This is a genomic window from Phaeobacter sp. JH204B, from assembly GCF_048055755.1.
GTDB lineage: Bacteria > Pseudomonadota > Alphaproteobacteria > Rhodobacterales > Rhodobacteraceae > Phaeobacter > Phaeobacter bryozoorum.
Map to the genome: position 1 here is coordinate 156,952 of NZ_JAYMXF010000010.1, position 26,557 is coordinate 183,508.

The 26,557-nt window shown below is 60.1% G+C and carries 24 protein-coding genes and 1 tRNA gene; 16 read left to right on the forward strand and 9 right to left on the reverse strand.

The features are described 5' to 3' along the window. The first annotated feature begins 78 nt into the window (after nucleotides 1-78). The 3 genes from VXL81_RS06315 to VXL81_RS06325 all read left to right on the forward strand — a co-directional run bounded on the left by VXL81_RS06315 (nucleotide 79) and on the right by VXL81_RS06325 (nucleotide 3,990). Complete coding sequence (locus tag VXL81_RS06315; RefSeq protein WP_416537832.1) at nucleotides 79-2,022, forward strand: AMP-binding protein; 1,944 nt, start codon at nucleotides 79-81, stop codon at nucleotides 2,020-2,022. A gap of 97 nt (nucleotides 2,023-2,119) precedes the next feature. After that, nucleotides 2,120-2,929, forward strand: a complete 810-nt coding sequence (locus tag VXL81_RS06320; RefSeq protein WP_340547244.1) for an ABC transporter ATP-binding protein — start codon at nucleotides 2,120-2,122, stop codon at nucleotides 2,927-2,929. A 74-nt stretch (nucleotides 2,930-3,003) separates the two neighbouring features. Then, nucleotides 3,004-3,990 (forward strand): branched-chain amino acid ABC transporter permease, encoded by a 987-nt coding sequence (locus VXL81_RS06325; RefSeq protein ID WP_416536730.1) that lies wholly within the window; start codon nucleotides 3,004-3,006, stop codon nucleotides 3,988-3,990. A gap of 57 nt (nucleotides 3,991-4,047) precedes the next feature. On the opposite strand, the gene VXL81_RS06330 is transcribed toward VXL81_RS06325, so the two are convergent. Next, a complete protein-coding gene (locus VXL81_RS06330) occupies nucleotides 4,048-4,392 on the reverse strand; it encodes an SHOCT domain-containing protein (RefSeq protein ID WP_340546868.1) in 345 nt (114 codons plus the stop codon). A 102-nt stretch (nucleotides 4,393-4,494) separates the two neighbouring features. Between VXL81_RS06330 and VXL81_RS06335 the strand changes: the two genes are divergently transcribed. The 6 genes from VXL81_RS06335 (at nucleotide 4,495) to VXL81_RS06360 (ending at nucleotide 11,390) form a co-directional block, all read left to right on the forward strand. Further along, on the forward strand, nucleotides 4,495-4,752 hold the full coding sequence (locus VXL81_RS06335; protein ID WP_416542583.1) for a hypothetical protein: 258 nt from the start codon (nucleotides 4,495-4,497) through the stop codon (nucleotides 4,750-4,752). A 3-nt stretch (nucleotides 4,753-4,755) separates the two neighbouring features. Continuing rightward, nucleotides 4,756-5,832: a branched-chain amino acid ABC transporter permease gene (locus VXL81_RS06340; protein ID WP_416553382.1), complete on the forward strand. Its 1,077-nt coding sequence runs from the start codon at nucleotides 4,756-4,758 to the stop codon at nucleotides 5,830-5,832. 90 nt (nucleotides 5,833-5,922) lie between these two features. Next, nucleotides 5,923-7,206, forward strand: coding sequence for an ABC transporter substrate-binding protein (locus VXL81_RS06345; RefSeq protein ID WP_340546865.1), 1,284 nt, complete (start codon nucleotides 5,923-5,925; stop codon nucleotides 7,204-7,206). A gap of 157 nt (nucleotides 7,207-7,363) precedes the next feature. After that, complete coding sequence (locus tag VXL81_RS06350) at nucleotides 7,364-8,200, forward strand: ABC transporter ATP-binding protein (RefSeq protein WP_024098644.1); 837 nt, start codon at nucleotides 7,364-7,366, stop codon at nucleotides 8,198-8,200. Between the two features lie 14 nt (nucleotides 8,201-8,214). After that, the gene (locus VXL81_RS06355) at nucleotides 8,215-9,432 is read left to right on the forward strand and encodes a phenylacetate--CoA ligase family protein (RefSeq protein WP_340546864.1); all 1,218 of its coding nucleotides are present in this window, start codon (nucleotides 8,215-8,217) and stop codon (nucleotides 9,430-9,432) included. 197 nt (nucleotides 9,433-9,629) lie between these two features. Further along, nucleotides 9,630-11,390, forward strand: a complete 1,761-nt coding sequence (locus VXL81_RS06360; protein ID WP_340546863.1) for an iron ABC transporter permease — start codon at nucleotides 9,630-9,632, stop codon at nucleotides 11,388-11,390. A 31-nt stretch (nucleotides 11,391-11,421) separates the two neighbouring features. Here the strand turns inward: VXL81_RS06360 and VXL81_RS06365 are convergent, their stop codons facing one another. Further along, a complete protein-coding gene (locus tag VXL81_RS06365) occupies nucleotides 11,422-12,288 on the reverse strand; it encodes a CobW family GTP-binding protein (protein WP_416542581.1) in 867 nt (288 codons plus the stop codon). Nucleotides 12,289-12,584: 296 nt separating this feature from the next. Between VXL81_RS06365 and VXL81_RS06370 the strand changes: the two genes are divergently transcribed. Beyond that, on the forward strand, nucleotides 12,585-13,127 hold the full coding sequence (locus VXL81_RS06370; protein WP_416536727.1) for a DUF2938 domain-containing protein: 543 nt from the start codon (nucleotides 12,585-12,587) through the stop codon (nucleotides 13,125-13,127). A gap of 106 nt (nucleotides 13,128-13,233) precedes the next feature. Here the strand turns inward: VXL81_RS06370 and VXL81_RS06375 are convergent, their stop codons facing one another. The 3 genes from VXL81_RS06375 to VXL81_RS06385 all read right to left on the reverse strand — a co-directional run bounded on the left by VXL81_RS06375 (nucleotide 13,234) and on the right by VXL81_RS06385 (nucleotide 14,767). Beyond that, nucleotides 13,234-14,250 carry a Fe(3+) ABC transporter substrate-binding protein gene (locus tag VXL81_RS06375; RefSeq protein WP_340546860.1) on the reverse strand — a complete coding sequence of 339 codons (1,017 nt, stop codon included), beginning with the start codon at nucleotides 14,248-14,250 and terminating at the stop codon, nucleotides 13,234-13,236. Between the two features lie 238 nt (nucleotides 14,251-14,488). Beyond that, nucleotides 14,489-14,614, reverse strand: coding sequence for a type B 50S ribosomal protein L36 (gene ykgO, locus VXL81_RS06380; protein WP_008562923.1), 126 nt, complete (start codon nucleotides 14,612-14,614; stop codon nucleotides 14,489-14,491). Between the two features lie 78 nt (nucleotides 14,615-14,692). Beyond that, nucleotides 14,693-14,767, reverse strand: a tRNA-Val gene (locus VXL81_RS06385). Nucleotides 14,768-14,927: 160 nt separating this feature from the next. On the opposite strand from VXL81_RS06385, the gene VXL81_RS06390 reads away from it, so the two are divergent. Continuing rightward, entirely contained in the window at nucleotides 14,928-15,788 is an 861-nt protein-coding gene (locus VXL81_RS06390) for an N-formylglutamate amidohydrolase (RefSeq protein WP_340546859.1), read from the forward strand. A gap of 14 nt (nucleotides 15,789-15,802) precedes the next feature. On the opposite strand, the gene VXL81_RS06395 is transcribed toward VXL81_RS06390, so the two are convergent. After that, a complete protein-coding gene (locus VXL81_RS06395; protein ID WP_416537833.1) occupies nucleotides 15,803-17,083 on the reverse strand; it encodes a DNA polymerase IV in 1,281 nt (426 codons plus the stop codon). A gap of 194 nt (nucleotides 17,084-17,277) precedes the next feature. Between VXL81_RS06395 and VXL81_RS06400 the strand changes: the two genes are divergently transcribed. Then, nucleotides 17,278-17,700, forward strand: coding sequence for an NUDIX hydrolase (locus tag VXL81_RS06400; RefSeq protein WP_340546857.1), 423 nt, complete (start codon nucleotides 17,278-17,280; stop codon nucleotides 17,698-17,700). Between the two features lie 506 nt (nucleotides 17,701-18,206). On the opposite strand, the gene pyrF is transcribed toward VXL81_RS06400, so the two are convergent. After that, a complete protein-coding gene (pyrF, locus tag VXL81_RS06405) occupies nucleotides 18,207-18,938 on the reverse strand; it encodes an orotidine-5'-phosphate decarboxylase (RefSeq protein ID WP_416553384.1) in 732 nt (243 codons plus the stop codon). Nucleotides 18,939-19,261: 323 nt separating this feature from the next. Between pyrF and clpB the strand changes: the two genes are divergently transcribed. Further along, entirely contained in the window at nucleotides 19,262-21,880 is a 2,619-nt protein-coding gene (clpB, locus tag VXL81_RS06410) for an ATP-dependent chaperone ClpB (protein ID WP_340546855.1), read from the forward strand. Nucleotides 21,881-21,958: 78 nt separating this feature from the next. Here clpB and VXL81_RS06415 read toward each other — a convergent pair whose 3' ends face one another. Both VXL81_RS06415 and VXL81_RS06420 read right to left on the reverse strand, forming a co-directional pair. Beyond that, a complete protein-coding gene (locus VXL81_RS06415; protein ID WP_416553386.1) occupies nucleotides 21,959-22,516 on the reverse strand; it encodes a hypothetical protein in 558 nt (185 codons plus the stop codon). Between the two features lie 87 nt (nucleotides 22,517-22,603). Continuing rightward, nucleotides 22,604-22,978, reverse strand: coding sequence for a DUF302 domain-containing protein (locus VXL81_RS06420; protein WP_416553400.1), 375 nt, complete (start codon nucleotides 22,976-22,978; stop codon nucleotides 22,604-22,606). Nucleotides 22,979-23,225: 247 nt separating this feature from the next. Here VXL81_RS06420 and VXL81_RS06425 point away from each other — a divergent pair, with 247 nt between their 5' ends. From VXL81_RS06425 to msrQ, 3 genes are all read left to right on the forward strand, one after another. Continuing rightward, nucleotides 23,226-24,719: an FMN-binding glutamate synthase family protein gene (locus tag VXL81_RS06425; RefSeq protein WP_340546853.1), complete on the forward strand. Its 1,494-nt coding sequence runs from the start codon at nucleotides 23,226-23,228 to the stop codon at nucleotides 24,717-24,719. Between the two features lie 70 nt (nucleotides 24,720-24,789). Next, nucleotides 24,790-25,710 (forward strand): protein-methionine-sulfoxide reductase catalytic subunit MsrP, encoded by a 921-nt coding sequence (gene msrP, locus VXL81_RS06430; protein ID WP_416553388.1) that lies wholly within the window; start codon nucleotides 24,790-24,792, stop codon nucleotides 25,708-25,710. Continuing rightward, entirely contained in the window at nucleotides 25,711-26,307 is a 597-nt protein-coding gene (gene msrQ / locus VXL81_RS06435; RefSeq protein WP_416536721.1) for a protein-methionine-sulfoxide reductase heme-binding subunit MsrQ, read from the forward strand. The last annotated feature ends 250 nt before the right edge of the window (nucleotides 26,308-26,557 follow it).

Genomic DNA, 26,557 nt, shown 5'->3' on the forward strand with positions numbered 1-26,557 from the left:
TTAGCGATCAGTCCGGCCGCATGGGTCGGAAAGGGGAGGAGAAAGAACGTGGCTCAGACGCAGTCGGGTGCCGCAGGGATGATGTCCCTGCCGGCGCTGCTTGAACGCAATGCGGCGCAGTTTGGCGATCGCCAAGCCTATCGGGAAAAGGAATTCGGCATCTGGCAATGCTGGACCTGGTCCGAGACCCAGAAGGAGATCGAGGCGCTGGCGCTTGGGTTGATCAATCTGGGCGTCAACGAAGGCGACTTTATCGCCATCATCGGGCGCAACCGTCCGTATCTCTACTGGGCGATGGTTGCGGCACAATCCGTGGGCGCGGTGCCGGTGCCGCTCTATCAGGACGCGGTGGCGGAAGAGATGGCCTATGTACTGGGCCACTGCGGTGCGCGGTTTGTGATCGCGGGTGATCAGGAACAGGTCGATAAGGTCATCGAGGTTCAGGAAGAGCTGAGCAATCTGGAGCAGATCATCTATCTGGATCCGCGTGGTATGCGCAAATATGATCACCATGCGCTGCATCAATATTCCCACGTTCAGGATCAGGGCCGCGCGGCGCGCGACGAATGGGCCCCCGATCTGGAAGCCCGCAAGGCCAAGCTGACCTACGACAGCACCTGCGTCATGCTCTACACCTCCGGCACCACGGGCAAGCCGAAGGGTGTCGTCCTGTCCAACCGCAACGTGATCGAAAGCGCCAAGAACTCGGCGGAGTTCGACCGGCTGACGGCGGGAGAGAACATCCTGTCCTATCTGCCGATGGCATGGGTCGGGGATTTCATCTTCTCGATCGGGCAGGCCTATTGGTGCGGCTTCTGCGTGAACTGTCCCGAAAGCGCCGAAACGATGATGACCGACCTTCGCGAGATCGGTCCGACCTATTTCTTTGCGCCGCCACGTGTCTTTGAAGGCCAGCTGACCAGCGTGATGATCCGTATGGAAGACGCGAGCACGCTGAAGCGCAAGATGTTCCACCACTTCCTGGCACATGCAAAAAAGGTGGGCGGCGACATTCTCGACGGGCGTCCGGTAGGCCTGATGGACCGGCTGAAGTACAAGCTGGGCGATCTGCTGGTCTACGGTCCGTTGAAGGATACGCTGGGCTATGGCCGTATTCGCGTCGGCTACACTGCGGGTGAGGCAATCGGGCCGGAAATCTTTGATTTCTACCGTAGTCTGGGCATCAACCTCAAACAGCTCTACGGCCAGACAGAGGCGACGGTGTTCATCACCGTGCAGCCTGATGGTGAGGTGCGCGCAGATACGGTGGGGGTTCCGGCCCCGGATGTGGAGATCAGGATCGCCGAGAATGGCGAGATTTTCTATCGGTCGCCGGGCACCTTTGTTGAATATTACAACAACCCGGAATCCACGGCCTCGACCAAGGATGCCGAGGGTTGGGTGGCCACTGGTGATGCGGGTTTCTTTGAAGAGGGCAGCGGCCATCTGCGCATTATCGACCGTGCCAAGGATGTCGGAAAAATGGCGGATGGCGCGATGTTTGCGCCCAAATACGTCGAGAACAAGCTGAAGTTCTATCCGGATATTCTGGAGGTCGTGCTGTTCGGCAATGGCAGGGACCGCTGTGTTGCCTTCATCAATATCGATCTGACGGCAGTCGGCAACTGGGCAGAACGGAACAATATCGCCTATGCGTCCTATCAGGAGCTGGCGGGGCATCCGAAAGTTCTGCAATCCATCAAAGAGCATGTTGAAAAGGTCAATGAGTCCGTGGCTCAGGACCGGATGCTGTCCGGCTGCCAGGTGCATCGCTTTGTTGTGCTGCACAAGGAACTGGACGCAGATGACGGCGAAATGACCCGGACGCGGAAGGTCCGCCGTGTGGTGGTCGAAGACAAATATGCCGACATCATCGCGGCTCTTTACGATGGCTCGTCACAGATTTCGACACGCACAGAGGTGACTTACGAAGATGGCCGCAAGGGCGCGATCAGTGCCACGCTGGATATCATTGATGCCAAGGTCGTACCGGTGACCCCACAAGCGGTGGCTGCCCAATGAAACGGATTATGACAGGCGCTGCGTCGATGCGGTCGGCGGCGGCGCGGAGCCACAGCACATCAACCAACAAGGCGAAAGGCGTGGTGTCGTGAAGGATATGGAAGACGGCTATATCACCGAGGACGGGCGCAAGATCGGCGGCGTGGTGATGGAGATGAAGAACATCACCCTGCGCTTTGGCGGCGTGGTGGCGATCAAGGATATCTCGTTTGATATTCGCGAAGGCGAGATCCGGGCTATCATCGGCCCCAACGGTGCGGGCAAATCCTCGATGCTGAACGTGATTTCGGGCTTTTATGTCCCACAGGAAGGCGAAGTTCTGTTTCGCGGCAAACCTCGCCCGCAGATGCGCCCCTACGAGGTGGCCCGTCAGGGCATCGCCCGGACATTCCAGAATATCGCGCTGTTTGACGGGATGAGCGTGCTGGACAACGTGATGACCGGGCGGCTCAACTTCATGAAGACCAATCTGCTTCAGCAGGCGATCTGGCGTGGCAAGGCGGAGGCCGAGGAGACCGAAAACCGGGCGGCGGTTGAGCGGATCATCGACTTTCTTGAGATCCAGCACATCCGCAAAACGCCTGTGGCACGGCTGCCTTATGGTCTGAAAAAGCGGGTTGAGCTGGCGCGGGCGCTGGCGGCGGAGCCAAAGCTGCTGCTGCTGGATGAACCAATGGCGGGGATGAACGTCGAGGAAAAAGAGGACATGTCCCGCTTTATCCTGGATGTGAACGACGAGTTTGGCACCACCATCGCGCTGATCGAACACGACATGGGCGTGGTTATGGATCTGTCCGACCGGGTTGTCGTGATGGATTACGGCAAGAAGATCGGCGACGGCACGCCCGAGGAAGTGCGCAACAATCAGGATGTGATCGACGCCTATCTGGGGGTCAGCCATGACTGATGAGCGATTGGGTGGAAAAATTTTCGAAAATTTTTGGCAAGTTTCTTTGAGGAAACTTGCAGGAGGAGAGCGGGATGCCTGAACAACTCGTCTTTGCGATGGAGGTCACGCTGAATGGCCTGATGGCTGGAGTGCTCTATGCGCTGGTCGCGCTGGGGTTTGTCCTGATCTACAAGGCCTCGGGGATCTTCAACTACGCCCAGGGCGTGATGGCATTGTTTGCCGCGATGACTCTGGTTGGGATCATGAACGGGCAGGTTCCGTTCTCCCATGTGATCAACGCGATCTTTGGCGGGCATGTCACCCATTTTGGCTGGACCGTGCCGTCCTTTGTGGCGATCGTCATGACGGTTGGGGTGATGGTTCTCCTGGCCTGGATGGTTCAGCAATTCGTGATGCGCCATCTGGTTGGCCAGGAACCGATCATCCTCTTTATGGCCACCATTGGACTTGCCTATTTCCTCGAAGGGGTGGCGGATCTGATGTGGGGCTCGGAGATCAAGACGCTGGACGTCGGTCTGCCGCAGGGCATCAACCTGTGGATCGACGAGACCACCTATCAGATCTTTGATTATGGTTTCTTCATCGACAATCTCGACATCGTTGCGACCATCATCGCGGCACTGCTGGTGGCGGGGCTGGTGGCCTTTGCGCAATATACCAAACAGGGGCGCGCCATGCGGGCGGTGGCCGACGACCATCAGGCGGCGCTGTCGGTTGGCATTTCGCTGAACTTTATCTGGGTACTGGTCTGGTCTGTCGCGGGGTTTGTCGCGCTGGTCGCCGGGATCATGTGGGGCACGAAGTCCGGCGTGCAGTTCTCGCTGTCGCTCATCGCGCTGAAGGCCCTACCGGTATTGATGCTGGGCGGCTTCACCTCGATCCCCGGCGCAATTGTTGGCGGGCTGATCATTGGCGTAGGCGAAAAACTTTTCGAATTCATGGTCGGCCCGATGGTCGGGGGCGCGACGGAAAACTGGTTTGCCTATGTTCTGGCGCTGCTGTTCCTGGTGTTCCGCCCGCAAGGTCTGTTCGGGGAGAAGATCATTGAACGGGTCTGATGCGCCTTGGCATGGCGTGCGGCCCCGATCTTTCGGGACCGCGTCGCGGTGGCTCCGTCAGCCTTCCAGACGTCGGAAGGCCGCTATGACGATGGCTGCAAACACGGTGACAACCAGCGTGAAGGCTATCGTCAGATCGCCGATCAGCTGTCCGACAAGCACCGTCATGGCCGCCGCCGCGCAGAGCGCAAGCAGCAGCATGCCCCAGGCACCCGGCGCAACATCGCCTGAAGGTCGCGCTGCGGTCCGGGCCACTGGCTGGCGGCTGGCCTGCGGCAGCACCGTTGCCTCCTCGACCGTGTTCAACAGCCGGGTCTTGGCCTTTGTGAACTCCTCGGGAGATATCTCTCCCCTGTCCCGCGCAGCCTCTAGCTGCCGGATTTCCTGCAAGATTGCACTCATCGTTCCCACTCACTTTTCCCACGATGAAGGTGGCAGAAAGATTTGGACGAAATGTGGCGAAAGCCAGAAATCCGAAGAAATGGTTAACGCCGGAGGCGGCCGATGACGAAGCTGATCGCCATCATCAATGTCATTGCCTGGGCCGGGTTCTGGGCCTTTGGATATCTGGCGCTGACCGCCGAAGGGTTTTCCGAAGCACAGATGGTCACAGCATCGCTGTTGGCGGCGGCGGGGCTGATTACCGGGGTTCTTGCCTATCTGCGACTGGCCCGTGCTGCCGAGTTAAGCGGTTACGCCAGCAAGACAAATCAACTCGACGCGAGTCTTAGAAACCGCGCGCAGCAAGAAGGGAGCATCTGAGTCATGTTCTATCGTGAAGCCGGAGATTTCAAAACCTCCTACCAAGATGACAGCCAGACCTTCCCGATCAAATTCGACCGGATCCGTTATTATGTGGTGCTGGCACTGGCGTTTCTGGCGGTTCCTTTTGTGATAAATGACTATTGGGCCAACGCCATTCTGCTGCCGTTTCTGATCTATTCGATCGCGGCGATTGGCCTCAATATCCTGGTGGGATATTGTGGTCAGGTGTCGCTGGGCACCGGTGGTTTCATGGCGGTGGGGGCCTATGCCTGCTACAAGCTGATGACCGCCTTTCCAGAGGTGAGCATGTTCATTCATGTGTTGCTGGCGGGCGGGATCACTTCGCTGGTCTGTATCGCCTTTGGCCTGCCGTCGCTGCGCATCAAGGGGTTCTATCTGGCGGTGGCGACACTGGCGGCGCAGTTCTTTCTGGTGTGGCTATTCAACCGGGTGCCTTGGTTCTACAACTACTCGGCCTCCGGCCAGATCAGCGCGCCTGAGCGGGATGTGTTCGGCATCCTTATCACCGGCCCCAATGCTCCGGCCTGGGCCACCTATATGTTCAGCCTGATTTTCCTGGCGTTTTGCGCACTGGTGGCCCGCAACCTGACCCGTGGCACGATTGGGCGCAGCTGGATGGCGATCCGTGACATGGACATCGCCGCCGAGATCATCGGGGTGAACCCGCTGAAGGCCAAGCTGTCGGCCTTTGGTGTGTCGGGCTTCTTTATCGGTGTCTCCGGCGCGCTGTTCTTTTCCGTCTATCTTGGTGCGGTTGAAGTCGGCGAGGCCTTTGGCATCAACAAGTCGTTCCTGGTGTTGTTCATGGTGATCATCGGCGGTCTGGGGTCGATTTTCGGCTCCTTTGCCGGGGCGGCGTTCCTGGTGCTGCTGCCGGTGGTTCTGAAGGTTGTCGGCGTTGATGTGCTGGGCTGGCCCACCGATATCGTCGCCCATATTCAGCTGGTGATTGTTGGTGCGTTGATCGTGATCTTCCTGATCGCCGAACCGCATGGCATCGCCCAGCTGTGGCGCGTTGCCAAAGAAAAACTGAGACTCTGGCCGTTCCCGCACTAAGCGGGGTCAGCCAGGCAAGACCGCGGGGAAACAACAAGATCAAACCCCGTTTCGACCCACATCGGACAATTCAAGGGAGGATGAGACCCGATGAAAATGAAACTGACGACTCTGGCGCTGGGCGCCATGATGGCCGCTGGCCCTGCGATGGCAGACCTGGTGTTCCCGTCGCTGAGCTATCGCACCGGCCCCTATGCCGCCGGTGGCATCCCCTTTGCCGACGGCTATGCGGATTACTTCACCCTGGTCAACGAGCGTGACGGCGGCATCAATGGTGTGAAGGCCAAGGTCATCGAATGCGAGACCGGCTATAACACGGAAAAAGGTGTGGAATGCTATGAGGCGACCAAAGGCGAAGGCGCGCTGGTCTATCAGCCGCTGTCCACCGGCATCACCTATCAGCTGATCCCGAAAGTTACGGCGGACGGCATCCCGCTGCACACCATGGGCTATGGCCGGACATCGGCAGCCAATGGCGAAGTGTTCAGCAATGTCTTCAACTATCCTGCCAACTACTGGGATGGTGCGTCAGGGATCATCAACTATCTGCTTGAGGAAAACGGCGGTGATCTGAACGGCAAGAAAATCTCGCTGCTGTTCCATAACTCCGCCTACGGCAAAGAGCCGATCCGCACGCTGGAAGAGCTGTCCAAGAAGCACGGCTTCACCCTGTCGACCCTGCCGGTGGATCACCCCGGTCAGGAACAGAAGTCCCAGTGGCTGCAAATTCGCCGTGATCGCCCGGATTTCGTGATCATGTGGGGCTGGGGTGTCATGAACCAGGTTGCCATTCAGGAGGCCGCCAACATTCGCTATCCGATGGAGAATTTCATCGGTGTCTGGTGGTCCGGCGCCGAGCATGACGTGATGGCTGCGGGCGATAAGGCCAATGGATACAAGGCCGTGACTTTCCACGGTGTTGGTCGTGACTTCCCGGTGTTCGATGACATCCAGACGCATGTCGTTGACAAGGGGCTTGCGGCTGGTGCCGGCGATCAGATCGGTAACGTGCTCTATAACCGCGGCATGTATGCGGCGATGTTGGCCGTTGAAGCGGCCAAGACCGCACAGGAGATCCACGGCACCAATGACATCACTCCGGCGATGATGCGTGACGGCATGGAAGCTCTGGAGATGCCCGAGGCGCGCATGTCGGCGCTGGGTATGCCGTATTTCGGCCCGTCCTTTAACGTCTCCTGCGAGAACCACGGTGGCCCCGGCCTGGTTGGTATGACCCAGTGGGATGCCTCGAGCAAAACCTGGAACCTGATCAGTGACTTTGCCCCGAGCGATCGCGACGTGATCCAGCCTCTCATCGAGGAAGATTCCATGGCTTATGCCAAGGAAAACAACATTGAGGTGGGCTGCAAGTAACGCAGTTTGGTCTGCCCCCGGTTTTCGGTCGGGGGCGGACCTGGCGAACCGCGTCGCTGCTGGCGCGCATATCATCCGGTGCGGCGCGCAAGGGCCGCACCCACAGACAGACCCGGAACAGGGCGACCGGGTCAGGACCGCGTGAGGACAACAACAGATGCTGGATACAGCCAAAACCACCGATGTTCAGGCAGAGACCCTGCTTGAGGTCAACAACATCGAAGTGATCTACAACCACGTGATCCTCGTTTTGAAGGGCGTCAGCCTGAAGGTGCCCAAGGGCGGGATCACCGCGCTATTGGGTGGCAATGGCGCGGGCAAGACGACAACACTCAAGGCAGTGTCAAACCTGCTGCATTCGGAGCGGGGCGAGGTCACCAAAGGGTCGATCAGCTACCGCGGCGAGCGGATTCAGGACCGCGATCCTGCCGAACTGGTCAAGAAAGGCGTCATTCAGGTGATGGAGGGGCGTCACTGTTTTGAGCATCTGACCGTTGAGGAAAACCTGCTGACCGGCGCCTATACGCGCAGCGATGGCAATGCGAACATCCAGCGCGATCTTGAGATGGTCTACAGCTATTTCCCGCGCCTGAAGGAACGCCGCCGCAGTCAGGCCGGCTATACCTCCGGCGGGGAGCAGCAGATGGTGGCCATGGGGCGCGCCCTGATGAGCCGCCCTGAGACGATCCTGCTGGACGAGCCGTCCATGGGGCTGGCACCTCAGCTGGTGGAGCAGATCTTTGAAATCGTGAAGTCGATCAATGAAAACGAAGGGGTGACCTTCCTTCTGGCTGAGCAGAACACCAATGTGGCGCTGCGGTATTCGCACTATGGTTACATTCTGGAGTCTGGCCGTGTGGTCATGGATGGCCCGGCGGCTGAGCTGCGCGAGAACCCGGATGTGAAGGAATTCTACCTCGGGATGTCCGACGAAGGACGCAAGAGTTTCCGGGATGTGCGGTCATACCGCCGCCGGAAGCGGTGGTTGAGCTGAGGTGGGGTGCTGACATGACATATTTTGACAGCCTTGAGACCCGCAGTGCAGACGCCCGTGCCGCTGACTTGGCGGAACAGCTGCCACAACAGATTGCCCGTGCTATGGCAGCGCCGGGCTATGGCGAAAGCCTGCGTTCTGTAAATGCGGCGACAATCACCAGCCCGGAGGATCTGGCGGCCCTGCCGGTGCTGCGCAAATCGGACCTGAGCAAGGCGCAGGCCGCGCATCCTCCCTTTGGCGGGTTCACCGTGAAACCGGCCAGCGGATTTGCCCATATCTTCCAGTCGCCTGGTCCGATTTACGAACCGGGTGGTGTGGATCATGACTGGTGGCGCATGGGACGGTTCCTGCATGCGGCCGGGATCGGTGTTGGCGATGTGGTGCAGAATTGTTTCGGCTACCATCTGACACCTGCCGGGATGATCTTTGAGAACGGCGCGCGTGCGGTTGGTGCAGCTGTATTGCCTGCGGGCACCGGTCAGACGGAATTGCAGGTCACTGCGGCGCGTGACGTCGGGGCGACGGCCTATGCCGGGACGCCGGACTATCTGAAGGTGATCCTCGATAAGGCCGATGCCATGGGCGTCAAGCTGGGCTTTACCAAAGCGGCAGTGGGCGGTGGTGCGCTGTTCCCCTCCCTGCGTCAGGAATATGCCGATCGCGGGATTTCCTGTCTGCAGTCATATGCGACGGCGGATCTGGGCAATATCGCCTATGAAAGCGCGGCGATGGAGGGGATGATCGTCGATGAGCAGGTTATCGTCGAAATCGTCACCCCCGGCACCGGCACCCCTGTGGCCGCCGGAGACGTCGGCGAGGTTGTCGTCACCACGCTCAATCCCGACTATCCGCTCATTCGGTTTGCGACGGGCGATCTGAGTGCGGTTCTGCCGGGCGAATCTCCCTGTGGACGCACCAATATGCGGATCAAGGGCTGGATGGGCCGTGCGGACCAGACCACGAAGATCAAGGGCATGTTTGTACGCCCGGAACAGGTCGCCGCGCTGGTCGACAAACATGCCGAGATCGTCAAGGCACGCGTTATCGCCAGCCGAGATGGCGAGATGGATGCGATGACCGTTCAGATCGAGGCACAGGATGGGGACGAAACCGCCTTCTCGCGCTCGGTCGTGGAGGTGCTGAAGCTGAAAGGGCGCGTGGAAGTGGTCGCGCCCGGCGCCCTGCCCAAGGACGGTTTGGTGATCGAGGACCAGCGCAGCTACGACTGATCCCCTTACCTGTGGGGACACCACCCGATCAGGGTATCTGCTGGCGCAACCGGGCTCCTCCCACCGGTTGCGCCAGTTTTTGTGACAGCAACAGCGATAGAGAGAGGCGCGGCGAATGGCTGCGCTTTGGCTTTGTCGCTGGTATTTCCGACGAAAATGATCGAAATAGAGGGCTGCACTGAGGTAGTCCCGTATCTATGCCAAAGATCACACCCATCTCCCCCACCTCCACAGAGGCCAAGCGCTCCGCCAGGGCGCCGATTTTCGATGGCGCAGCAACGGCCGGCGCCGTCCCGTCCGCGGATGCGCCTAATCGGACACGTGGGCGGCGGAAGAAACCGGGGGGGGCGCTGTTTGCGACGGTGGGCTGGGTTGTGGCCCTGTCCTGTCTGTTGCCAATGCTGGCGGTTGCGCTGGCCGCTCTGACCGGTGGCACCGATACGATCCGGCATCTTATGGAAACTGTCTTGCCGGGTTATGCCGGTACCACATTGGTTCTGGTCTTTCTGGTGGCGCTGGGAACCGGGCTGGTTGGGGTAGGAGCGGCCTGGCTGGTCACTATGACCCGGTTTCCGGGCGTGCGCGTGATGGAGGTGGTTCTGATCCTGCCACTGGCCTTCCCGGCCTATGTGCTGGCCTATGCCTATACCTTTGTTCTGGATCATCCCGGCATCGTGCAGACCACCTTGCGGCAGATGACAGGCTGGGGACCACGCGACTATTGGTTCCCGGAGATCCGCTCTGTGGGAGGGGCGGCGGTGATGCTGGTGCTGGTGCTTTACCCCTATGTTTACCTGCTGGCTCGGGCGGCTTTTCTGCAACAAAGCGCGGGTGCGTTTCTGGCGGCGCGCGCACTTGGCAATACCTCGCTACAGGCCTTCTGGCGGGTCAGCCTGCCCATGGCGCGCCCCGCGATTGCGTCCGGTGTTCTGCTGGCGGTGATGGAAACCATCGCTGATTTCGGCACGGTGAGCTATTTTGGCGTGCAGACCTTTGCGACAGGGATTTATACCAGCTGGTTTTCGCTTGCCGACCGGGCGGGTGCGGCGCAGCTGGCGCTCTGTCTTCTGGGATTTGCGCTGACGCTGGCGGTAGCGGAGCGCGCAACGCGAGGTCGTGCGCGCTATCATCATGCGGGCAAGCATCAGGCCAAGATGCCGCCGGTGGAGCTGCATGGGGCGAAGGCGGCTCTGGCCTTTGGGCTGTGCGTCCTGCCTGTCCTTCTCGGGTTCCTGCTGCCAGTGGTGATCCTGGCGCAGATGGGGCTGGAGTCGGAGCAGAACCTGCTGAGCAAACGGTATCTGGGCTTCCTGCAGAATTCAGTGACGCTGGCGACGACGGCGGCTGTCCTTACCGTGATGGCGGCGGTCTGCCTCGGCTTCTACCAACGGCTGCGTCCGGGTCGGCCGTCTGCTCTTGCCGGTTACGTCTCAAGGCTCGGCTATGCGGTGCCGGGCGGGGTGATCGCGGTTGGGCTGATGGTGCCGTTTGCAGCCTTTGATAACGCGTTGGATGCCTGGATGCGGGCGAATTTCGAGATCAGGACCGGACTGCTGATTACCGGCTCGATCTGGCTGCTGGTGGCGGCCTATATGGTGCGCTTTCTGGCGGCGGCATTGGGTGCCTATGAGGGAGGGCAGGCCACCGTTCATGCCAATATGGATGCGGCTGCCCGCTCGCTGGGGCAAAGCCCGCTGGGTATGTTGCGCCGGGTTCACCTGCCTATCCTGACGCCCAGCCTGATGACGGCTTTGCTGATTGTCTTTGTCGATGTGATGAAAGAGCTGCCAGCGACGCTGATTATGCGTCCTTTCAACTATGACACACTGGCAGTGCAGGCCTACCGGCTGGCCTCGGATGAGCGGCTGGAGGGCGCGGCAGTGCCATCGCTGGTCATCATGCTGGTCGGGCTGTTGCCGGTGATTCTGATTTGCAGGCAAGTGGGCCGACGCAGCTAGGCTATCAATGCTGGCGGCGTGGCGCCGGCCTTTAGCTCTGCCACCAAGCCTCGATTTCCTCACGGGAAATCCGGGCCGCCGGGCCAAGGGCAACCAGAACGGTTTCCTCGGCATCGCAGCGCTTGGCCGAGACCTGCCGACCAACCACATGCAGCTCGTAGCCGCCGCCATTGGTGAGGATAAATCCCTTCATCCGATAGATCCCGCTTGGCCGGTTTGCCAGCTTATCACCCAGGCGGCACCGATCCATCGGCTCGGCGCTGCGGTGGTGCCAGGTCGCATAGGCGTGGTGGGCGGATTTTGCAGTTGCCCTGCCAATCGGCAGCGGGACCACGTCAAACAGCAGGTCGGCAATCGGGGCGTCTTCGAGAATCGTCGGCGTGCGGGCCCCCAGCTCGTCCAGCCGGGTCATAACAGCGTCAGAAGGGGCGTCGCATTTGCTGATCAGCACCAGGTCCGCGGCACGGATCTGCTGACTGGTCTGCTCGCGCAGCAGATCGTCGTTCAGCAGATCGCAGAGGTTTTCGCCATCGGCGACGGTGATGATGCCGCCATAGGACAGCTGGCTCTCGTTCACCACGGTGTTGGCAATGGCGACCGGATCGGAGAGGCCGCTGGCCTCGATCACGATATGATCCGGGCGGCTGCCCTCGGCCAGAATACGATGCAGCGCGGCGGTCAGATCTTCGCCCAGGGTGCAGCAGACACAGCCGTTGCTCAATGCGATGGTCTGTGAGGTTCCGTCCTGCAACAGGCTTTCATCAATGTTGATGCGCCCAAAATCATTGACCAGAACGGTCAGGCGCAACCCATGATCATCGCTCAGTAGACGGTTGATCAACGTGGTTTTTCCAGCGCCGAGATAGCCGCTGATGATGGTGACCGGAATACGTGTCATTGGTATTCACCCGATGGAGTATTGTGGTCACGCATGGCTAGTTTCTCGCTCTGCATCTGTGAATTCGACCCGAAGCTATAGGTGGTCTTTTCCAGCCCGTCCACCCACGGCGCGACGTGAGGTAAAGGACTATGGATAGCGGTCATTCGGCGGTTTTCGCGTTCGTATCGGCTTTGCTGGGGGGGTACCTCAGACAATGCAATTGGCGGCCGACGGTCCTCAGCACCTAAAATCACTGTGACCCGAGGGTGGATGTCCCCTGCGGGAACCAAAATCACACAAGAGGGATGGATGCCGTGTTGAACCGCAATGACTTGATAATCCGCATTGTTCTGCTGGGGGTGGGGGCAACCGCCTTCATGGATCTGTGGGCCGTCGTCGCCGATGCGCTATTTGGCGTGCCGCAAAGCAATTTTGCCGTGGTGGGGCGCTGGCTGGGGTACATGCCGGATGGGATCTTCACCCATGAAAGCATCGGCAAGGTCCCGCCGGTGGCGAATGAGGCCGCAATCGGCTGGACTGCGCATTATGTTGTGGGCGTGATTTTTGCGGCGCTGTTTGTTGCGCTAGGCGGGCAGCGCCAGCTGCTGAAGCCGGGGCCGGTTGCGCCGATTCTTTTTGGTCTGGTGACGGTGGTTGCGCCATTCTTCATCTTGCAGCCTGCCTTGGGGGCCGGAATCATGGCTTCGAACAAACCGAACCCGGACATTGCGCGGCTGAAGAGCCTGATGTCGCATTTCTCGTTCGGGTTGGGTCTCTATGTCGTCGCCTATGGCCTGTCGCGCCTCGCGCCGAAGGGTCAGCATGGATCAAGTGACCAGATTTCACCGGCAGAATAGACAGACGACTGCCGCGTTGGAAAACAAGAAAGGCGCAGGAGACTCTCCTGCGCCTTTCCCGTTATTCGGCTGTGGTGGCTGCTCGGCCTTGCAGCGACCGGGTCAGTTACTCCCAACCCACCTGGTTGAAGATCTTCTGTGCGGTGGGGATGTTCTGCGCTACGTCCGACAGCTGCACGTCATCGGGTTTGAAGTGGCCGAGCGCCGCAATGCTGGGCGCAAGCGCAACACCCGGAACCGCCGGGTACTCATCATTGCCTGCGGAGAAATACTGCTGCGCCTGATCGGAGGCGAGGTATTCGAGGAACTTGATCGCGTTCTCCTTGTTCGGTGCGTTCACTGCAACACCGCCACCGGACAGGTTCATGTGGGCGCCTTCTGCGTCCTGCGCAGGGAAGACCCAGCCGATCATGTCACGTTCGGCGGACAGACCTTTCACGTCTTTGCGGATGGAACGGGCGAAGTAGTAGCTGTTGCCAACGGCGATTTCGCACTCGCCGGAGACGATGCCGCGCAGCTGATCGGTGTCGCCGCCCTGGGGCGCGCGGGCCATGTTGGCAACGACGCCTTTTGCCCAGTCGGTTGCGGCTTCTTCACCGTGATGCGTGACGATGGAGGCCAGCAGAGTCTGGTTGTAGGTATTGGTCGAAGAGCGGATGCAGATCTGACCTTTGTAGGCGGGATCCGCGAGGTCGAGATATGTCTTCGGCGGGTTGGCGACATCTGCCTTGTCAAAGAAGATGATGCGCGCACGCTGGGAGAAGCCGAACCACTGGTTGTCCGCATCCTGCAGGTAGCCGGGAACGCGGGCTTCCAGGATGTCGCTGTCGATGGCCTGAAGGAGGCCTTCGTTCTTGGCACGTGCCAGGCGCGATGTATCAACTGTCAGCAGGATATCGGCGGGGGAGTTCGCGCCCTCGGCGCTCATCCGGGCGATCAACTCGTCAGCCTTGCCTTCGATCCGGTTGATCGTGATGCCGGTGGCCTCTTCGAAGTCGGAATAGAGCCGTTCGTCGGTATCGTAGTGGCGCGAGGAGTAGAGGTTCAGCTCACCCTCAGCAGCGGCAGATGTTGCGACGGCGGCGACCAAAGCGCCTGCAAGAATGGTGGTCGATTTCAGCATGGTACTTCCCATCTATTCAAAACACTCGGGGGGATCTTGGCCACTGGCGTCGAACCCGACTGATTTGCTCAGATAAAGAGTTTCACCAAAAATGCAAAGCAAAACTGACAAAAACGATCAGAAAAAGAGGTGGGCCGTTACGACCCTCTTGAGGTCACCGGCAAGAGAGGCCTGGAAACACAAAAAAACCGCATCCGAAGATGCGGTTTTCTCAAATCAGCTATGCTGCGTCTGGCGATCAGCCCTGGCGTGCTTTAAAGCGGCGCTGGGTCTTGTTGATCACATAGACACGGCCCTTGCGACGCACAACGCGGCAATCACGGTGCCGGTTCTTGAGCGAGCGGAGCGAGTTCTTGACCTTCATGGCCTATCTCCTGTTCTGCGGCGCGAACCAGCGCCTGGGTTGCGGGGCTCCGATCGTAGGACCAGAGCAATGAATTCATGGTGGGCGATACAAGGTTCGAACTTGTGACCCCTTCGATGTCAACGAAGTGCTCTACCACTGAGCTAATCGCCCATGAATACCCACGCTTTCGGCCGGCCCCAAATTGAAAGGGGCGCGGATGACCGCGCCGGTGAGGGGGTCTATAAAATGAGTCGGAGAGGGGTGCAAGAGCTTTTGACCGCAGAAATTTCCGGTCTATGCTGTTTCTTGTATTTGAGCCGCCGGAGCCTGCATGTCTGACACAGTATATTTGGTGGAAATGCCACAGGAATTGCGGTCTGGGGTGGTTTTTGCCTCGCCGCATAGCGGATCGGATTACAGCGCGGCTTTTCTGGCGCAGACGATTCTCGATCCTTTGCAGCTGCGCAGTTCAGAAGACGCCTTCGTGGATGAGCTGTTTGCCGCCGCGCCGCGATTCGGGATGCCCCTGCTGACCGCGCGGGCGCCACGGGCCTATGTCGATCTCAATCGATCAACCGAAGAGCTGGATCCGGCGCTGATCGAAGGCGTCATCAAACGGGGGCAGAACCCGCGCGTGGCCTCTGGCCTGGGGGTGGTGCCGCGCGTGGTGGCCCATGGGCGGGCGATCTATCATGGCAAACTGAGCCGGGCTGAAGCAAGCCACCGGATTGCCACCTATTGGCGCCCCTACCACGCGGCTTTGCAGCAGCTACTGGACCAGGCCCGCATCGGCTTTGGCCAGGCCGTGCTGATTGACTGTCATTCGATGCCGCACGAAGCGATTTCGGCCGCAGGACGGCGGGGGGCTGGGCTGCCGGATGTTGTGCTTGGCGATCGTTTCGGCGCGGCGGCCTCGGCCGAGATCATGGACCGGGTCGAAGCGGCGTTTGTTGGCGCAGGTTTGCGGGTCGCGCGAAACACGCCTTTTGCCGGGGCTTATATCACACAGACCTACGGGCGCCCGTCACGGGCGCAGCACGCGGTGCAGGTCGAGATTGACCGCTCACTCTATATGGATGAGGCGCGGATTGAGAAAACCTCTGATTTTGCAGCGCTGCAAAAGGTGCTGTCCGATGTGATTGCCGAGCTGTCGCAGCTGAACTGTGAACCGATGCCGCTGGCTGCGGAATAAACACAGGCGGCTGTTCAGCGCAGGGCGCGACCCTTCTGGATGGCCGATTTGCCGAAGCGTTCGCGAATTGCATCCGTGGCCCGCTCCGCCTTTGCGCGCTGCCCGGCCTGTGGATCCAGAAGGTCGCCGGTGATATCGGCCTGCGTTTCGGGCACCAGCTCGGAGATGCCGCAGCCAAGTAGCCGATAGGGGCCTTCGTCGCCGACCTGATCCAGAAGCGCCCGCGCCGTTCGGTAGATCATGTCGGCAATCTGGGTCGCATCTCGCAGAGATTGCCGCCGGGTGAGGCTGCTGTGATTGGCGCGCTTCAGCTTCAGCGTCACCACCCGCCCTGCAAGCTGTCGGGCTTTGGCGCGGTCAGAGACTTTTTCGGCCAGCCGCCACAGGTGACCGTCCAGCACCTCCAGACTTGCGGTGTCCTCGTAGAAGGTGGTTTCGTTCGAGATGGATTTCACCGGCGCATTGGCCGACACCCGCCGCCGGTCCTGCCCGCGCGCGAGATGCCAGAGCCGTTCCCCCATTGAGCCGAACCGCGCGTTCAGATCAGTGCGGTCCCAGCGCAGCAAATCCGAAAAACTGCGGATGCCGGCTTTGTCGAGCGACGCCTGAGCGGCTGGGCCGATACCCCATATCAGGCGCACCGGTTTGTCTTTCAGGAAATCGGCTGTCTCCTCTTTGCCAATCACCGAGAATCCGCGCGGTTTGTCGAGGTCGGAGGCGACCTTTGCCAGGAATTTGTTGTGTGACAGCCCGATTGATCCTGTCACGCCCAGCTCGTCCTTCATGCGTTTGACCAGCCGTGCCAGCATCACCGCAGGTGGCGCACCATGCAGCCGCTGGGTGCCAGACAGATCCATAAAGGCTTCATCCAGCGACAGGGGTTCCACATCAGGCGTCAGCTCATCCATCATCGCTCGGATCTGGCGGCTGACCTCGACATAGACATTCATCCGCGGCTTTATCACCACGGCGTCCGGGCAAAGCTTGAGCGCCTGAAACATCGGCATGGCCGATCGCACACCGCGAATGCGCGCCACATAGCAGGCCGTGGAGACGACACCACGCCGCCCGCCCCCGATCACCACCGGTTTGTCGGCAAGCTCGGGATTGTCGCGTTTCTCAACGCTGGCGTAGAAGGCGTCGCAGTCCATATGTGCAATCGACAGCGAGAACAGCTCCGGGTGCGCCTTGATCCGTGGGCTCTGGCAGCTTGGGCAGCGCTTTGGATTTGGTGTCTGGCCGTTTTTTGGTTTGAGGACACCATAGGACAAGCACTCCCGGCACAGCACCTGCAGGCGCCGGGGCGCATGGCTGGGCGTCTCCAGCTCAGACGGGGCCGTGTGATCGGGCGGTATGTGCAATTGGTCTGACATGGGGCGGAGGCGTTGAGGCCGAAAGGGTCGGGGAATCTGATGGTGCTGCGGGGGCGCTCAGAGTAGCCTCTGCCACGGCAATTGTCTTTAGATCATCTGACATGGTGAGAGCAGCAATGACATTCAACGGCGCCAAGCTGGCGCTTTTCATTGGCGATAGGCTGCTGGTGATCGAGCGTGATGCCTATCCGCATATTCCCTATCCCGGCCATTGGGATTTCCCAGGCGGCGGGCGCGAAGGCGAGGAAACACCGGAAACCTGCGCGCTGCGCGAAACGGAAGAAGAGGTTGGGCTGGTCGTGCAGGAGGGGGATCTGGTGTGGCGGCAAAGCTATGAGCGTCGCAATGGTGTCGTCTGGTTTTTTGTCGCGCATCTGCCGGCCGCGCGCGAGCGCGACATTCGGCTGGGCGATGAAGGTCAGAGCTGGGCGCTGGTGCGTCCTGAGTGGTACATCGGGCATGAGCTGGCGGTGCCGCATTTTGCGGAATATCTGCAAAGCTACCTGACACGCCCCGCCAAAGCTGGTGGCATAGGATAAAATGTGCGGTATCACCCTTGGCGGATCGCCTGTCAGCGGCTGAATATCCGGGGCTGAAAAGAAAGAACCCCCGCTGCTGTAGCGGGGGAGGTGACGAACCTCAGGAAGAGCAAGGCCGTCAGGGGAGTGTCTCCCGTATAGGGTCGGTCATTTTGACCGCCGGGCAAAGGCTGTAAGGCAGGATTATGTAATTCTGCCTTTGATTGTGTGCTTTTGCGGGCACAGGACAAAAGGGCGCAATCTGCTGCGGTGAAACACAAAATACTGTTGTAATACCGGAGGTTGACCCTAGGTAATCTTGGCGCAAATGTGGCAGAATCCCCGTCCGGCATGGGTCTGATGAAAAGTTTTATTTCGGCCAGATCTTTGAGTGGCGAGTGGGTCTGCCCGCCGCCTTCGGGTCAATCTGACCAGAAAACCCGTCGGGCAGATCTGTGCCGACGGGTTGCCCGTGTTGAATAAGTGTAACTGATGCCGTGTGGGACGCGCCGCAGGCGGGGGCCGGTTTACCGTGGCAGACTGGCCAGAATATCTTCGGCGGCGCTGTGCGGGGCGTCTGCTGCCCAGATCGGGCGACCGACCACAATATGATCGGCGCCGGCCTCCAGCGCACTTGCTGGGGTTGCCACCCTTTTCTGATCCCCAAGCGCCGCACCGGCAGGGCGGACGCCGGGGGTGACGATCAACTTGCCGGTGGCTTCTGGCAGGGCGCGGATCAGCGCCGCTTCCTGCGGGCTGGCGATTACGCCATCGGCCCCGGCCGCGAGAGCTAGCCCCGCGCGCTCTTGTACCAGATCGGGAATGTCGCCTGATTTTATCAGGGCTTCATCCAGATCGGAGCGGTCCAGCGAGGTCAGAATGGTGACACCAAGGATCTTGAGACTTGTGCCGGCGGCACCTTCCTTGGCTGCGCGCACCACATGGGGATCGCCATGCACGGTGAGAAAGTCGAGGTCGAACTGGGCCAGCCCCCGAACCGCGGCCTCAACCGTGGCGCTGATATCAAACAGTTTCATATCGAGGAAAATTCGTTTGCCGCGCTCCTGTTTCAGCTCATTCGCAAGCGCCAGACCACCACCGGTCAGCATCCCCAATCCGATTTTATAGAAGGAGACCGCGTCACCAAGCGTGTCGGCCAGCTGAAGCCCGGCAAGCGCATTGGGCACGTCCAGTGCAACGATCAGCCGGTCGTCGGCTTTGGCGTCAGGGGAGGAGTGGCTGGTGGAAGAAGCGGACATGAAGGTTCCTCGTCTTTTGTGCGGCGGTTCAGGCCGTGTGACGGTAGGGGTGGTCTTGGGGTCGCACTGCTTTTAGTGCCGCCGCCTCGGTTGGGAAAGGGAAAAACGGGCCCGGCGGGGCGGTGGCAGGGTGCGACAAACCGATGGAGGGAGTGGCTGAATGAGCAAGCGGTTGATCTGGGTCAGGGATTTGGTGACATATTTGCCGCATAGTAGCCTTGAAGAGACGATAAGACCTCCCACATTGGACAGGAGGCCCCGACCGGGACGTGCCGCAGAGCGGGCGTCACCAGAAAAGGGGGCGCTTATATAAGGAGAGCAAGATGGACTTGAACAAGTTCACTGAACGGGCGCGTGGTTTTGTGCAGGCGGCCCAGACGATTGCGCGACGTGAAGATCACCAGCGGCTGATGCCGGAGCACCTGTTGAAGGCGCTGATGGATGATGACCAGGGGCTGGCAAGCAATCTGATCACCCGCGCCGGTGGTAACCCGACCCAGGTGGTCCAGGCGCTGGAACTTGCGGTTTCGAAGCTGCCGAAGGTGCAGGGCAATTCCGCAGACATCTATCTGGACGGCCAGACCGCCAAGGTGCTGGATGAAGCGGCCAAGATTGCCGAGAAGGCAGGCGACAGCTTTGTCCCTGTCGAGCGGGTGCTGATGGCGCTGTGCATGGTGAAATCCAAAGCCAAGGAAGCGCTGGCGGCTGGTCACGTGACCGCCCAGGCGCTGAATGAGGCGGTGAATGACATCCGCAAGGGGCGCAAGGCAGACAGTGCCAGTGCCGAAGATGGCTATGACGCGCTCAAGAAATATGCCCGAGATCTGACCGAAGCTGTGCGCGAGGGCAAGATTGACCCGATCATCGGCCGCGACGAGGAAATTCGCCGCGCCATGCAGGTGCTGAGCCGCCGGACCAAGAACAACCCGGTGCTGATTGGTGAGCCAGGGGTTGGTAAAACTGCGATTGCCGAAGGTATGGCGCTGCGCATCGTCAATGGCGATGTGCCGGAATCCCTGCGTGACAAACAGTTGCTCTCGCTTGATATGGGCGCATTGATTGCCGGGGCCAAATACCGGGGCGAGTTTGAGGAACGGCTCAAGGCGGTGCTGACCGAAGTGACCGACGCCGCAGGCGAAATCATTCTGTTCATCGATGAAATGCACACGCTGGTTGGCGCGGGTAAATCCGATGGCGCGATGGATGCGGCCAACCTGATCAAACCGGCGCTGGCGCGGGGCGAACTCCACTGTATCGGCGCGACCACTCTGGATGAGTACCGCAAATACGTTGAGAAAGACGCGGCGCTTGCCCGGCGGTTCCAGCCTGTCATGGTGACGGAGCCCACTGTCGAAGACACTATTTCGATCCTGCGGGGCATCAAGGAGAAATACGAGCTGCACCACGGTGTCCGTATCGCGGATGCGGCGCTGGTCGCGGCGGCTACTCTGTCGCATCGCTACATCACCGACCGGTTCCTGCCGGACAAGGCGATTGACCTTGTTGATGAGGCGGCGGCGCGTCTGCGGATGCAGGTCGACAGCAAGCCAGAAGAGCTGGATGCGCTCGACCGTCAGATCCTGCAGATGCAGATCGAGGAAGAGGCGTTGAAACTCGAGGATGACGCGGCCTCCAAGGATCGGCTGGATACCCTGCAGAAAGAGCTGTCGGACCTGCAGGAGAAATCCGCAGAGATGACCGCACAGTGGCAGTCCGAGCGGGACAAGCTGGCTTCGGCCCGTGAGCTGAAGGAGCGGCTGGACCGTGCGCGAGCGGATCTGGATGCAGCCAAACGTGAAGGCAATCTCGCCCGCGCAGGGGAGCTGTCCTACGGCGTTATCCCAGGTCTGGAAAAGCAGCTGAGCGAGGCCGAAACCTCTGACCGTAACGGTTTGATGGTCGAAGAGGCCGTTCGTCCGGAGCAAATCGCCGGCGTGGTCGAGCGCTGGACCGGGATCCCGACATCCAAGATGCTCGAGGGCGAGCGCGAGAAGCTGTTGCGGATGGAGGCGGATCTGCATGGTCGTGTGATTGGTCAGGACACTGCGGTCACGGCTGTGGCCAATGCGGTGCGGCGCGCCCGAGCCGGGCTCAATGACGAGAATCGCCCGCTGGGGTCGTTCCTGTTCCTTGGTCCGACCGGTGTCGGCAAGACCGAGCTGACAAAGGCGGTGGCTGAGTTTCTGTTCGATGATGACAGCGCCATGGTGCGCGTGGATATGTCCGAGTTCATGGAGAAACATTCGGTAGCCCGCCTGATCGGCGCGCCTCCGGGATATGTCGGCTATGATGAGGGGGGCGTTCTGACCGAGGCCGTCCGGCGCAAACCCTATCAAGTTGTTCTGTTTGACGAGGTGGAGAAGGCCCACCCGGATGTCTTTAACGTGCTGTTGCAGGTGCTGGACGATGGGATGCTGACCGATGGACAGGGGCGGACCGTCGATTTCAAACAGACTCTGATTATCCTGACCTCCAACCTCGGTGCGCAGGCGCTCAGCCAGCTACCGGATGGGGCGGATGCCGCCGATGCCAAGCGGGATGTGATGGACGCGGTGCGTGCGCATTTCCGTCCTGAATTCCTGAACCGTCTGGATGAGACGATCATTTTCGATCGCCTTGGGCGCAAGGACATGGATGGCATCGTCACGCTACAGCTGGCGCGGCTTGAAAAGCGGCTTGTGGGTCGCAAGATCGTGCTTGAGCTGGATGAGGGTGCAAAGACGTGGCTGGCGGATGAAGGATATGATCCGGTGTTCGGCGCCCGCCCGTTGAAACGGGTGATCCAGCGGGTCTTACAGAACCCATTGGCGGAGATGCTTCTGGCCGGAGATATCCGCGATGGCGACACGGTGCCTGTAAGTGCCGGTGTCGAAGGTCTGATCATCGGCGATCGCATCGGCTCCACCGATCGGCCGCGCCCCGATGATGCGGTGGTGCACTAAGCTGACATGAAGAAGGAAGGCCCGCCGATCCGGCGGGCCTCTCTATATACATGTCTGCTCATTGCTGTGCGCCGCTGTTCAATTTCTGGCCATCACGGCCGTGGCCCCTCTGCGCCGCAGGACGGTCAGGCGGGGTTCCCAGTCATACCGGGGATCCTTGGCCGTTGCGGACCAATACAACCTGCCGCCGTAGCGCCATGGGTCCAGCACGATGCCGCCGTAGATATCCACTCCCTTCGGGGCGATCACGGCGCTGCTGTGTTCAATCCGAAAGCTGTTTCTTGGCTCTGCGATGGCCCGCAGAACCGTGAGGCTTTGAAACCCTTCGCTTTGCAGCCGGGCCTGCATGTCCTCGGCGTAATGATAACAAAGGCCGCGTTGTTTGACGCCGGTATTGACGAGGGTGTTGTGCAGGATCGGTGAGGTTGTCACCTGATACTCCTGCGCAAGCGCGGTAGCGTGGCGATAGGCAATCAGCGCGGCTCTGGCCGCTTCTTCCGGATCGACTTGCGGGCCAAGTGCTTCAATCGCGTGGCGAAGCTGGCCGACCTCATCCGATTGGGTGTCCGTGCCCGGTGCGCAGGCAGCGATCATCGTGCCCGCGAGCAGCAGAAGCGAAACAAGGATGGACTTCATGCAGGATCTGTCCGCTGTCAATTTCCGTGGTGATCAGACTATCAAAGCCGGCGCCAGGAGGCAGCGGAAAAACTCAAACGATGGGTCTTACTCCTCGATTGCCTCCAGGACGATGTCATTCAGCAACGACTGGATCAGCTGCATGTCGCCATCAGGGAAAGCGCGAAAGCCGATTGTCGTGATCTCGCTGCCGGGCTGCTGTGCGATGAAGATATCGTAGGGGCAGAAGGTGATATTCATCGGATTGGCTTCCATCACCTTGCGCGACAGGCTGGCGGAGCAGAAAGAATAGACCTCGGCCTTTTGGAACAGAACGACGTCAGAGCCGACATCCTCGCGCGTCCGCTCCAGCATCTCTCCCACATGGCTGATATGATCGACCACAAACCCACGATTGGTGATCGCGCTTTCCAGCCCAAAGGTGACATCATCGAAGGCGAGATCGGTCTGATAGCTGACCATATCCGCCGTTATTGTCGGCTCGGCCGTGACAGGGAGGGATAACGCGATGAATGCCCCGTAACCCAGCGACAGAAGGCTGGCGAAGCGGCGTCCCGTGCGAAATACAGCGGTTATTGCGGTGGATTTTGTCATGGTCCTCTCCCAATGTGATCAAAGGTGACTTGCCCGCCCGGTGGAATACACCAATTTGGTCTAGGGCGAACGGGCCGATGGGCAGCGCGTTCCATTATCATATAGGAGTTTTTGCATGGGTTTCGCGGCAAATGCCATAGAATTCCTCGCATATGCCTTTGTCTTTGCGTTGGGGGCACTGGCATTGGTGGCTGCGGGGCTGTTCGTGGTTGATCGGGTGCAGACCGAGGACGCGGTGCGCCGCAATTATCCGGTGATCGGTAGGTTTCGCGGCCTGTTCAGCACCTTGGGAGAGTTTTTCCGCCAGTATTTCTTTGCCATGGACCGCGAGGAGATGCCCTTCAACCGCGCGCAGCGCGAATGGGTGGGACGTGCCGCAGAAGGAAAGGGGAATACCGTCGCCTTCGGCTCGACCCGCAATCTGAACGTGCCGGGGACGCCAATCTTCGTGAATGCGGCATTTCCGGCCTTGGATGAGGGCAAGGCCTGTTGCGAGCCGCGCCTGATCGGGCCAACCGCCCGCCAGCCCTATATGGCACCCTCGTTCTTCAATATCTCCGGCATGAGTTATGGGGCGCTCTCTGCGCCGGCCGTCCGTGCCCTCAGCCATGGGGCAAAAGAGGCCGGTGTCTGGATGAACACCGGCGAGGGTGGTCTGAGTCCCTATCACCTGGAGGGGGGCTGCGATGTGGTGTTCCAGATTGGTACTGCCAAATACGGCGTGCGCGATGAGAACGGCGGGCTGAGCGACGAACAATTGCGCAAGGTTGCCGCCCATGATGCGGTGCGGATGTTTGAGCTGAAGCTGGCGCAGGGGGCAAAACCCGGCAAGGGTGGGATCCTTCCCGCGGCCAAGGTCACCCGGCAGATTGCCGAGATACGCGGCATCCCGGAAGGCGAGGACAGCATCTCCCCCAATCGGCATCCGGAGATTGCCAATTACGATCAGCTGCTGGATATGATCGCGCATCTTCGGGAGGTCACAGGCAAGCCGGTGGGGATAAAGCTGGTGGTCGGTGCTGAGACGGCCCTGCGCGAGCTGTTTCTGAATATTGCCGCCCGCAGGGACGACAGCGCGCCGGATTTCATCACCGTGGACGGTGGCGAGGGCGGAACCGGAGCCGCGCCTATGCCTTTGATTGATCTGGTTGGGATGTCTGTCCGGGAGGCACTGCCGCTGGCGTGCAATCTGCGCGATGAATACGGGCTGAAGGACCGCATTCGCCTCATCGCCTCTGGCAAGCTGGTCAATCCGGGCGATGTTGCCTGGGCGCTGGCGGCAGGCGCCGATTTTGTGACCTCGGCGCGGGGCTTCATGTTCTCGCTGGGGTGTATTCAGGCGCTGAAGTGTAACCGCAACAGCTGTCCGACAGGTATCACAACCCATGACAAGCGCCTGCAAAAGGGGTTGGTGGTCGAGGAAAAATCCACCCGCGTCGCGCGCTATGCCAAGGAGATCATCCATGAGGTGGAAACCATCGCGCATTCCGTTGGCGTGACCGAACCGCGTCAGCTGCGCCGTCGACATGTCAGGATCATGCAGGAAGATGGGCGCAGCCGGCCGATGAATGAGCTTATGCCAGGTTACAGTGCCATCGCGGAGACGTGAGAGGATATGTTTTGGACTGTGCCGCCCGCTGGCTTAGATCCTGCAGATACCCATACTAAGGAGACGCCGCATGGCCCACCGCTGGAAGAACGATCTGAGTGACGACGACGTCACGCCTTATTCGGCTTTTCTGAACCGACGCCAGATCATGGCCGGTCTGGGCGGCGCTGCGGGGCTTGGTCTGGCGGGGTTGGCTGGCGGCACCGCACAGGCCGCAACGGAGGCGGAGCTGGAACCCAACAGCTGGGACGACGTGACCAGCTATTGCAACTTCTATGAGTTCGGCACCGGCAAGGGGGATCCGGCTGCCTATGCCGGTCAGATGACCACCCAGCCCTGGAGCGTCGAAATCGATGGCCTGGTCGAGCGCCCGGGCAGCTACTCCGTGGAGCAGATCATGGAGGCTATGACGCTTGAGGACCGAATCTATCGCTTCCGCTGTGTTGAGGCCTGGTCGATGGTGGTGCCCTGGCAGGGGTTTGAACTGGCGGATCTGCTCAATCTGGCCGGGGTGCAGGAGGGCGCGAAATATGTCGCCTTCGAAACCCTCTACAGGCCGTCGGAAATGCCCGGCACAGCCTATAAGGTGCTGGACTGGCCCTATCGGGAGGGCCTGCGCCTTGATGAGGCGCAGCACCCGTTGACGATCATGGCCACTGGCATCTTTGGCAAATCGCTACCCAATCAGAACGGGGCCCCGCTGCGACTGGTGGTGCCATGGAAATACGGGTTCAAGTCGATCAAATCGATTGTCCGTATGACTCTCACCGATCAAGAGCCGCAGACCAGCTGGAACATGGCAAATGCGGGCGAGTACGGCTTCTATAGCAATGTGAACCCCAATGTGGACCATCCCCGCTGGAGCCAGGCCACCGAGCGCCGCATTGGCGGGGGGCTCTTTGCTCGCCGCGAGCCGACCCTGATGTTCAACGGCTATGAAAAAGAGGTGGCCGCGCTCTACGAGGGTATGGATCTGGCAAAGAACTTCTGAATGCAGCGCATCAACGATACAATTCGGGTCGTGCCCATCTGGCTGATCTATCTGCTGGGTGTGCTGCCCGCAGGTCTGCTGTTCTATCAGGGGCTCTCCGGCGCGCTTGGCCCTGAGCCGATCAAGGCGCTTGAGCATGAATACGGCAAACTGGCGCTTCAGCTGCTCGTCGTCACCCTCGCTGTGACACCGCTGCGTCGGCTGCTCGGGCTGAACCTGATGCGGTTTCGCCGGGCCATCGGTCTTTTGTGTTTCTTCTATGTCAGCTGTCACCTGCTGGTCTGGCTTCTGTTGGATGTGCAGCTGCTCAGTCAGATTCTTGCCGATATTGTTAAGCGCCCATATATCACCATCGGCATGGCGGCCTTTGTTCTGATGCTGCCGCTCGCTCTGACCTCCAATAACGCTTCGGTCCGGCGTTTGAGAGGTAAATGGCGCAGCCTTCACCGGCTGACCTACCCGGCCGCTCTGTTCGGGGCCCTGCACTATGTGATGCTGGTGAAAGGCTTCCAGCTGGAACCGCTGATCTACATGGGGCTGATCCTTCTCCTGCTGGCACTCCGCCTGCCCGCGGTCCAGCGGTTGAGGCCCGCCTGAGTCGCGGTGCGAGGCGTATCTCCATCGCAGAAGGCTCCTGCCCGTGCGTATGGCGAGTCGAAACATCGCAGCGAATAGCCCTCTCGACTCGCCCGGACATGAGCGCAGACGACAGCGACTCGGAGCTGAAACCGGTTGCAGCTTTGTTCCTGCTGGGAAAATGGCCCGATCCTGCCAGGGAAATGTGGTACCCTCGATGGAGAGGGCTTCGTAAGTATATGAAAATAATATATTTTTTAGAAACTCGTCA

What these genes read in the sequence shown, in the direction of transcription:
- VXL81_RS06365 (WP_416542581.1), bottom strand. Translation starts at nt 12,288, where the DNA reads ATGACACGTATTCCGGTCACCATCATCAGCGGCTATCTCGGCGCTGGA.
- VXL81_RS06390 (WP_340546859.1), top strand. Translation starts at nt 14,928, where the DNA reads ATGTCTGACACAGTATATTTGGTGGAAATGCCACAGGAATTGCGGTCT.
- VXL81_RS06375 (WP_340546860.1), bottom strand. Translation starts at nt 14,250, where the DNA reads ATGCTGAAATCGACCACCATTCTTGCAGGCGCTTTGGTCGCCGCCGTC.
- VXL81_RS06415 (WP_416553386.1), bottom strand. Translation starts at nt 22,516, where the DNA reads ATGAAGTCCATCCTTGTTTCGCTTCTGCTGCTCGCGGGCACGATGATC.
- VXL81_RS06345 (WP_340546865.1), top strand. Translation starts at nt 5,923, where the DNA reads ATGAAAATGAAACTGACGACTCTGGCGCTGGGCGCCATGATGGCCGCT.
- VXL81_RS06330 (WP_340546868.1), bottom strand. Translation starts at nt 4,392, where the DNA reads ATGAGTGCAATCTTGCAGGAAATCCGGCAGCTAGAGGCTGCGCGGGAC.
- VXL81_RS06360 (WP_340546863.1), top strand. Translation starts at nt 9,630, where the DNA reads ATGCCAAAGATCACACCCATCTCCCCCACCTCCACAGAGGCCAAGCGC.
- pyrF (WP_416553384.1), bottom strand. Translation starts at nt 18,938, where the DNA reads ATGTCCGCTTCTTCCACCAGCCACTCCTCCCCTGACGCCAAAGCCGAC.
- VXL81_RS06325 (WP_416536730.1), top strand. Translation starts at nt 3,004, where the DNA reads ATGCCTGAACAACTCGTCTTTGCGATGGAGGTCACGCTGAATGGCCTG.
- msrQ (WP_416536721.1), top strand. Translation starts at nt 25,711, where the DNA reads ATGCAGCGCATCAACGATACAATTCGGGTCGTGCCCATCTGGCTGATC.
- VXL81_RS06400 (WP_340546857.1), top strand. Translation starts at nt 17,278, where the DNA reads ATGACATTCAACGGCGCCAAGCTGGCGCTTTTCATTGGCGATAGGCTG.
- VXL81_RS06340 (WP_416553382.1), top strand. Translation starts at nt 4,756, where the DNA reads ATGTTCTATCGTGAAGCCGGAGATTTCAAAACCTCCTACCAAGATGAC.
- ykgO (WP_008562923.1), bottom strand. Translation starts at nt 14,614, where the DNA reads ATGAAGGTCAAGAACTCGCTCCGCTCGCTCAAGAACCGGCACCGTGAT.
- VXL81_RS06315 (WP_416537832.1), top strand. Translation starts at nt 79, where the DNA reads ATGATGTCCCTGCCGGCGCTGCTTGAACGCAATGCGGCGCAGTTTGGC.
- clpB (WP_340546855.1), top strand. Translation starts at nt 19,262, where the DNA reads ATGGACTTGAACAAGTTCACTGAACGGGCGCGTGGTTTTGTGCAGGCG.
- VXL81_RS06420 (WP_416553400.1), bottom strand. Translation starts at nt 22,978, where the DNA reads ATGGTCAGCTATCAGACCGATCTCGCCTTCGATGATGTCACCTTTGGG.
- VXL81_RS06335 (WP_416542583.1), top strand. Translation starts at nt 4,495, where the DNA reads ATGACGAAGCTGATCGCCATCATCAATGTCATTGCCTGGGCCGGGTTC.
- VXL81_RS06320 (WP_340547244.1), top strand. Translation starts at nt 2,120, where the DNA reads ATGGAAGACGGCTATATCACCGAGGACGGGCGCAAGATCGGCGGCGTG.
- VXL81_RS06355 (WP_340546864.1), top strand. Translation starts at nt 8,215, where the DNA reads ATGACATATTTTGACAGCCTTGAGACCCGCAGTGCAGACGCCCGTGCC.
- msrP (WP_416553388.1), top strand. Translation starts at nt 24,790, where the DNA reads ATGGCCCACCGCTGGAAGAACGATCTGAGTGACGACGACGTCACGCCT.
- VXL81_RS06350 (WP_024098644.1), top strand. Translation starts at nt 7,364, where the DNA reads ATGCTGGATACAGCCAAAACCACCGATGTTCAGGCAGAGACCCTGCTT.
- VXL81_RS06425 (WP_340546853.1), top strand. Translation starts at nt 23,226, where the DNA reads ATGGGTTTCGCGGCAAATGCCATAGAATTCCTCGCATATGCCTTTGTC.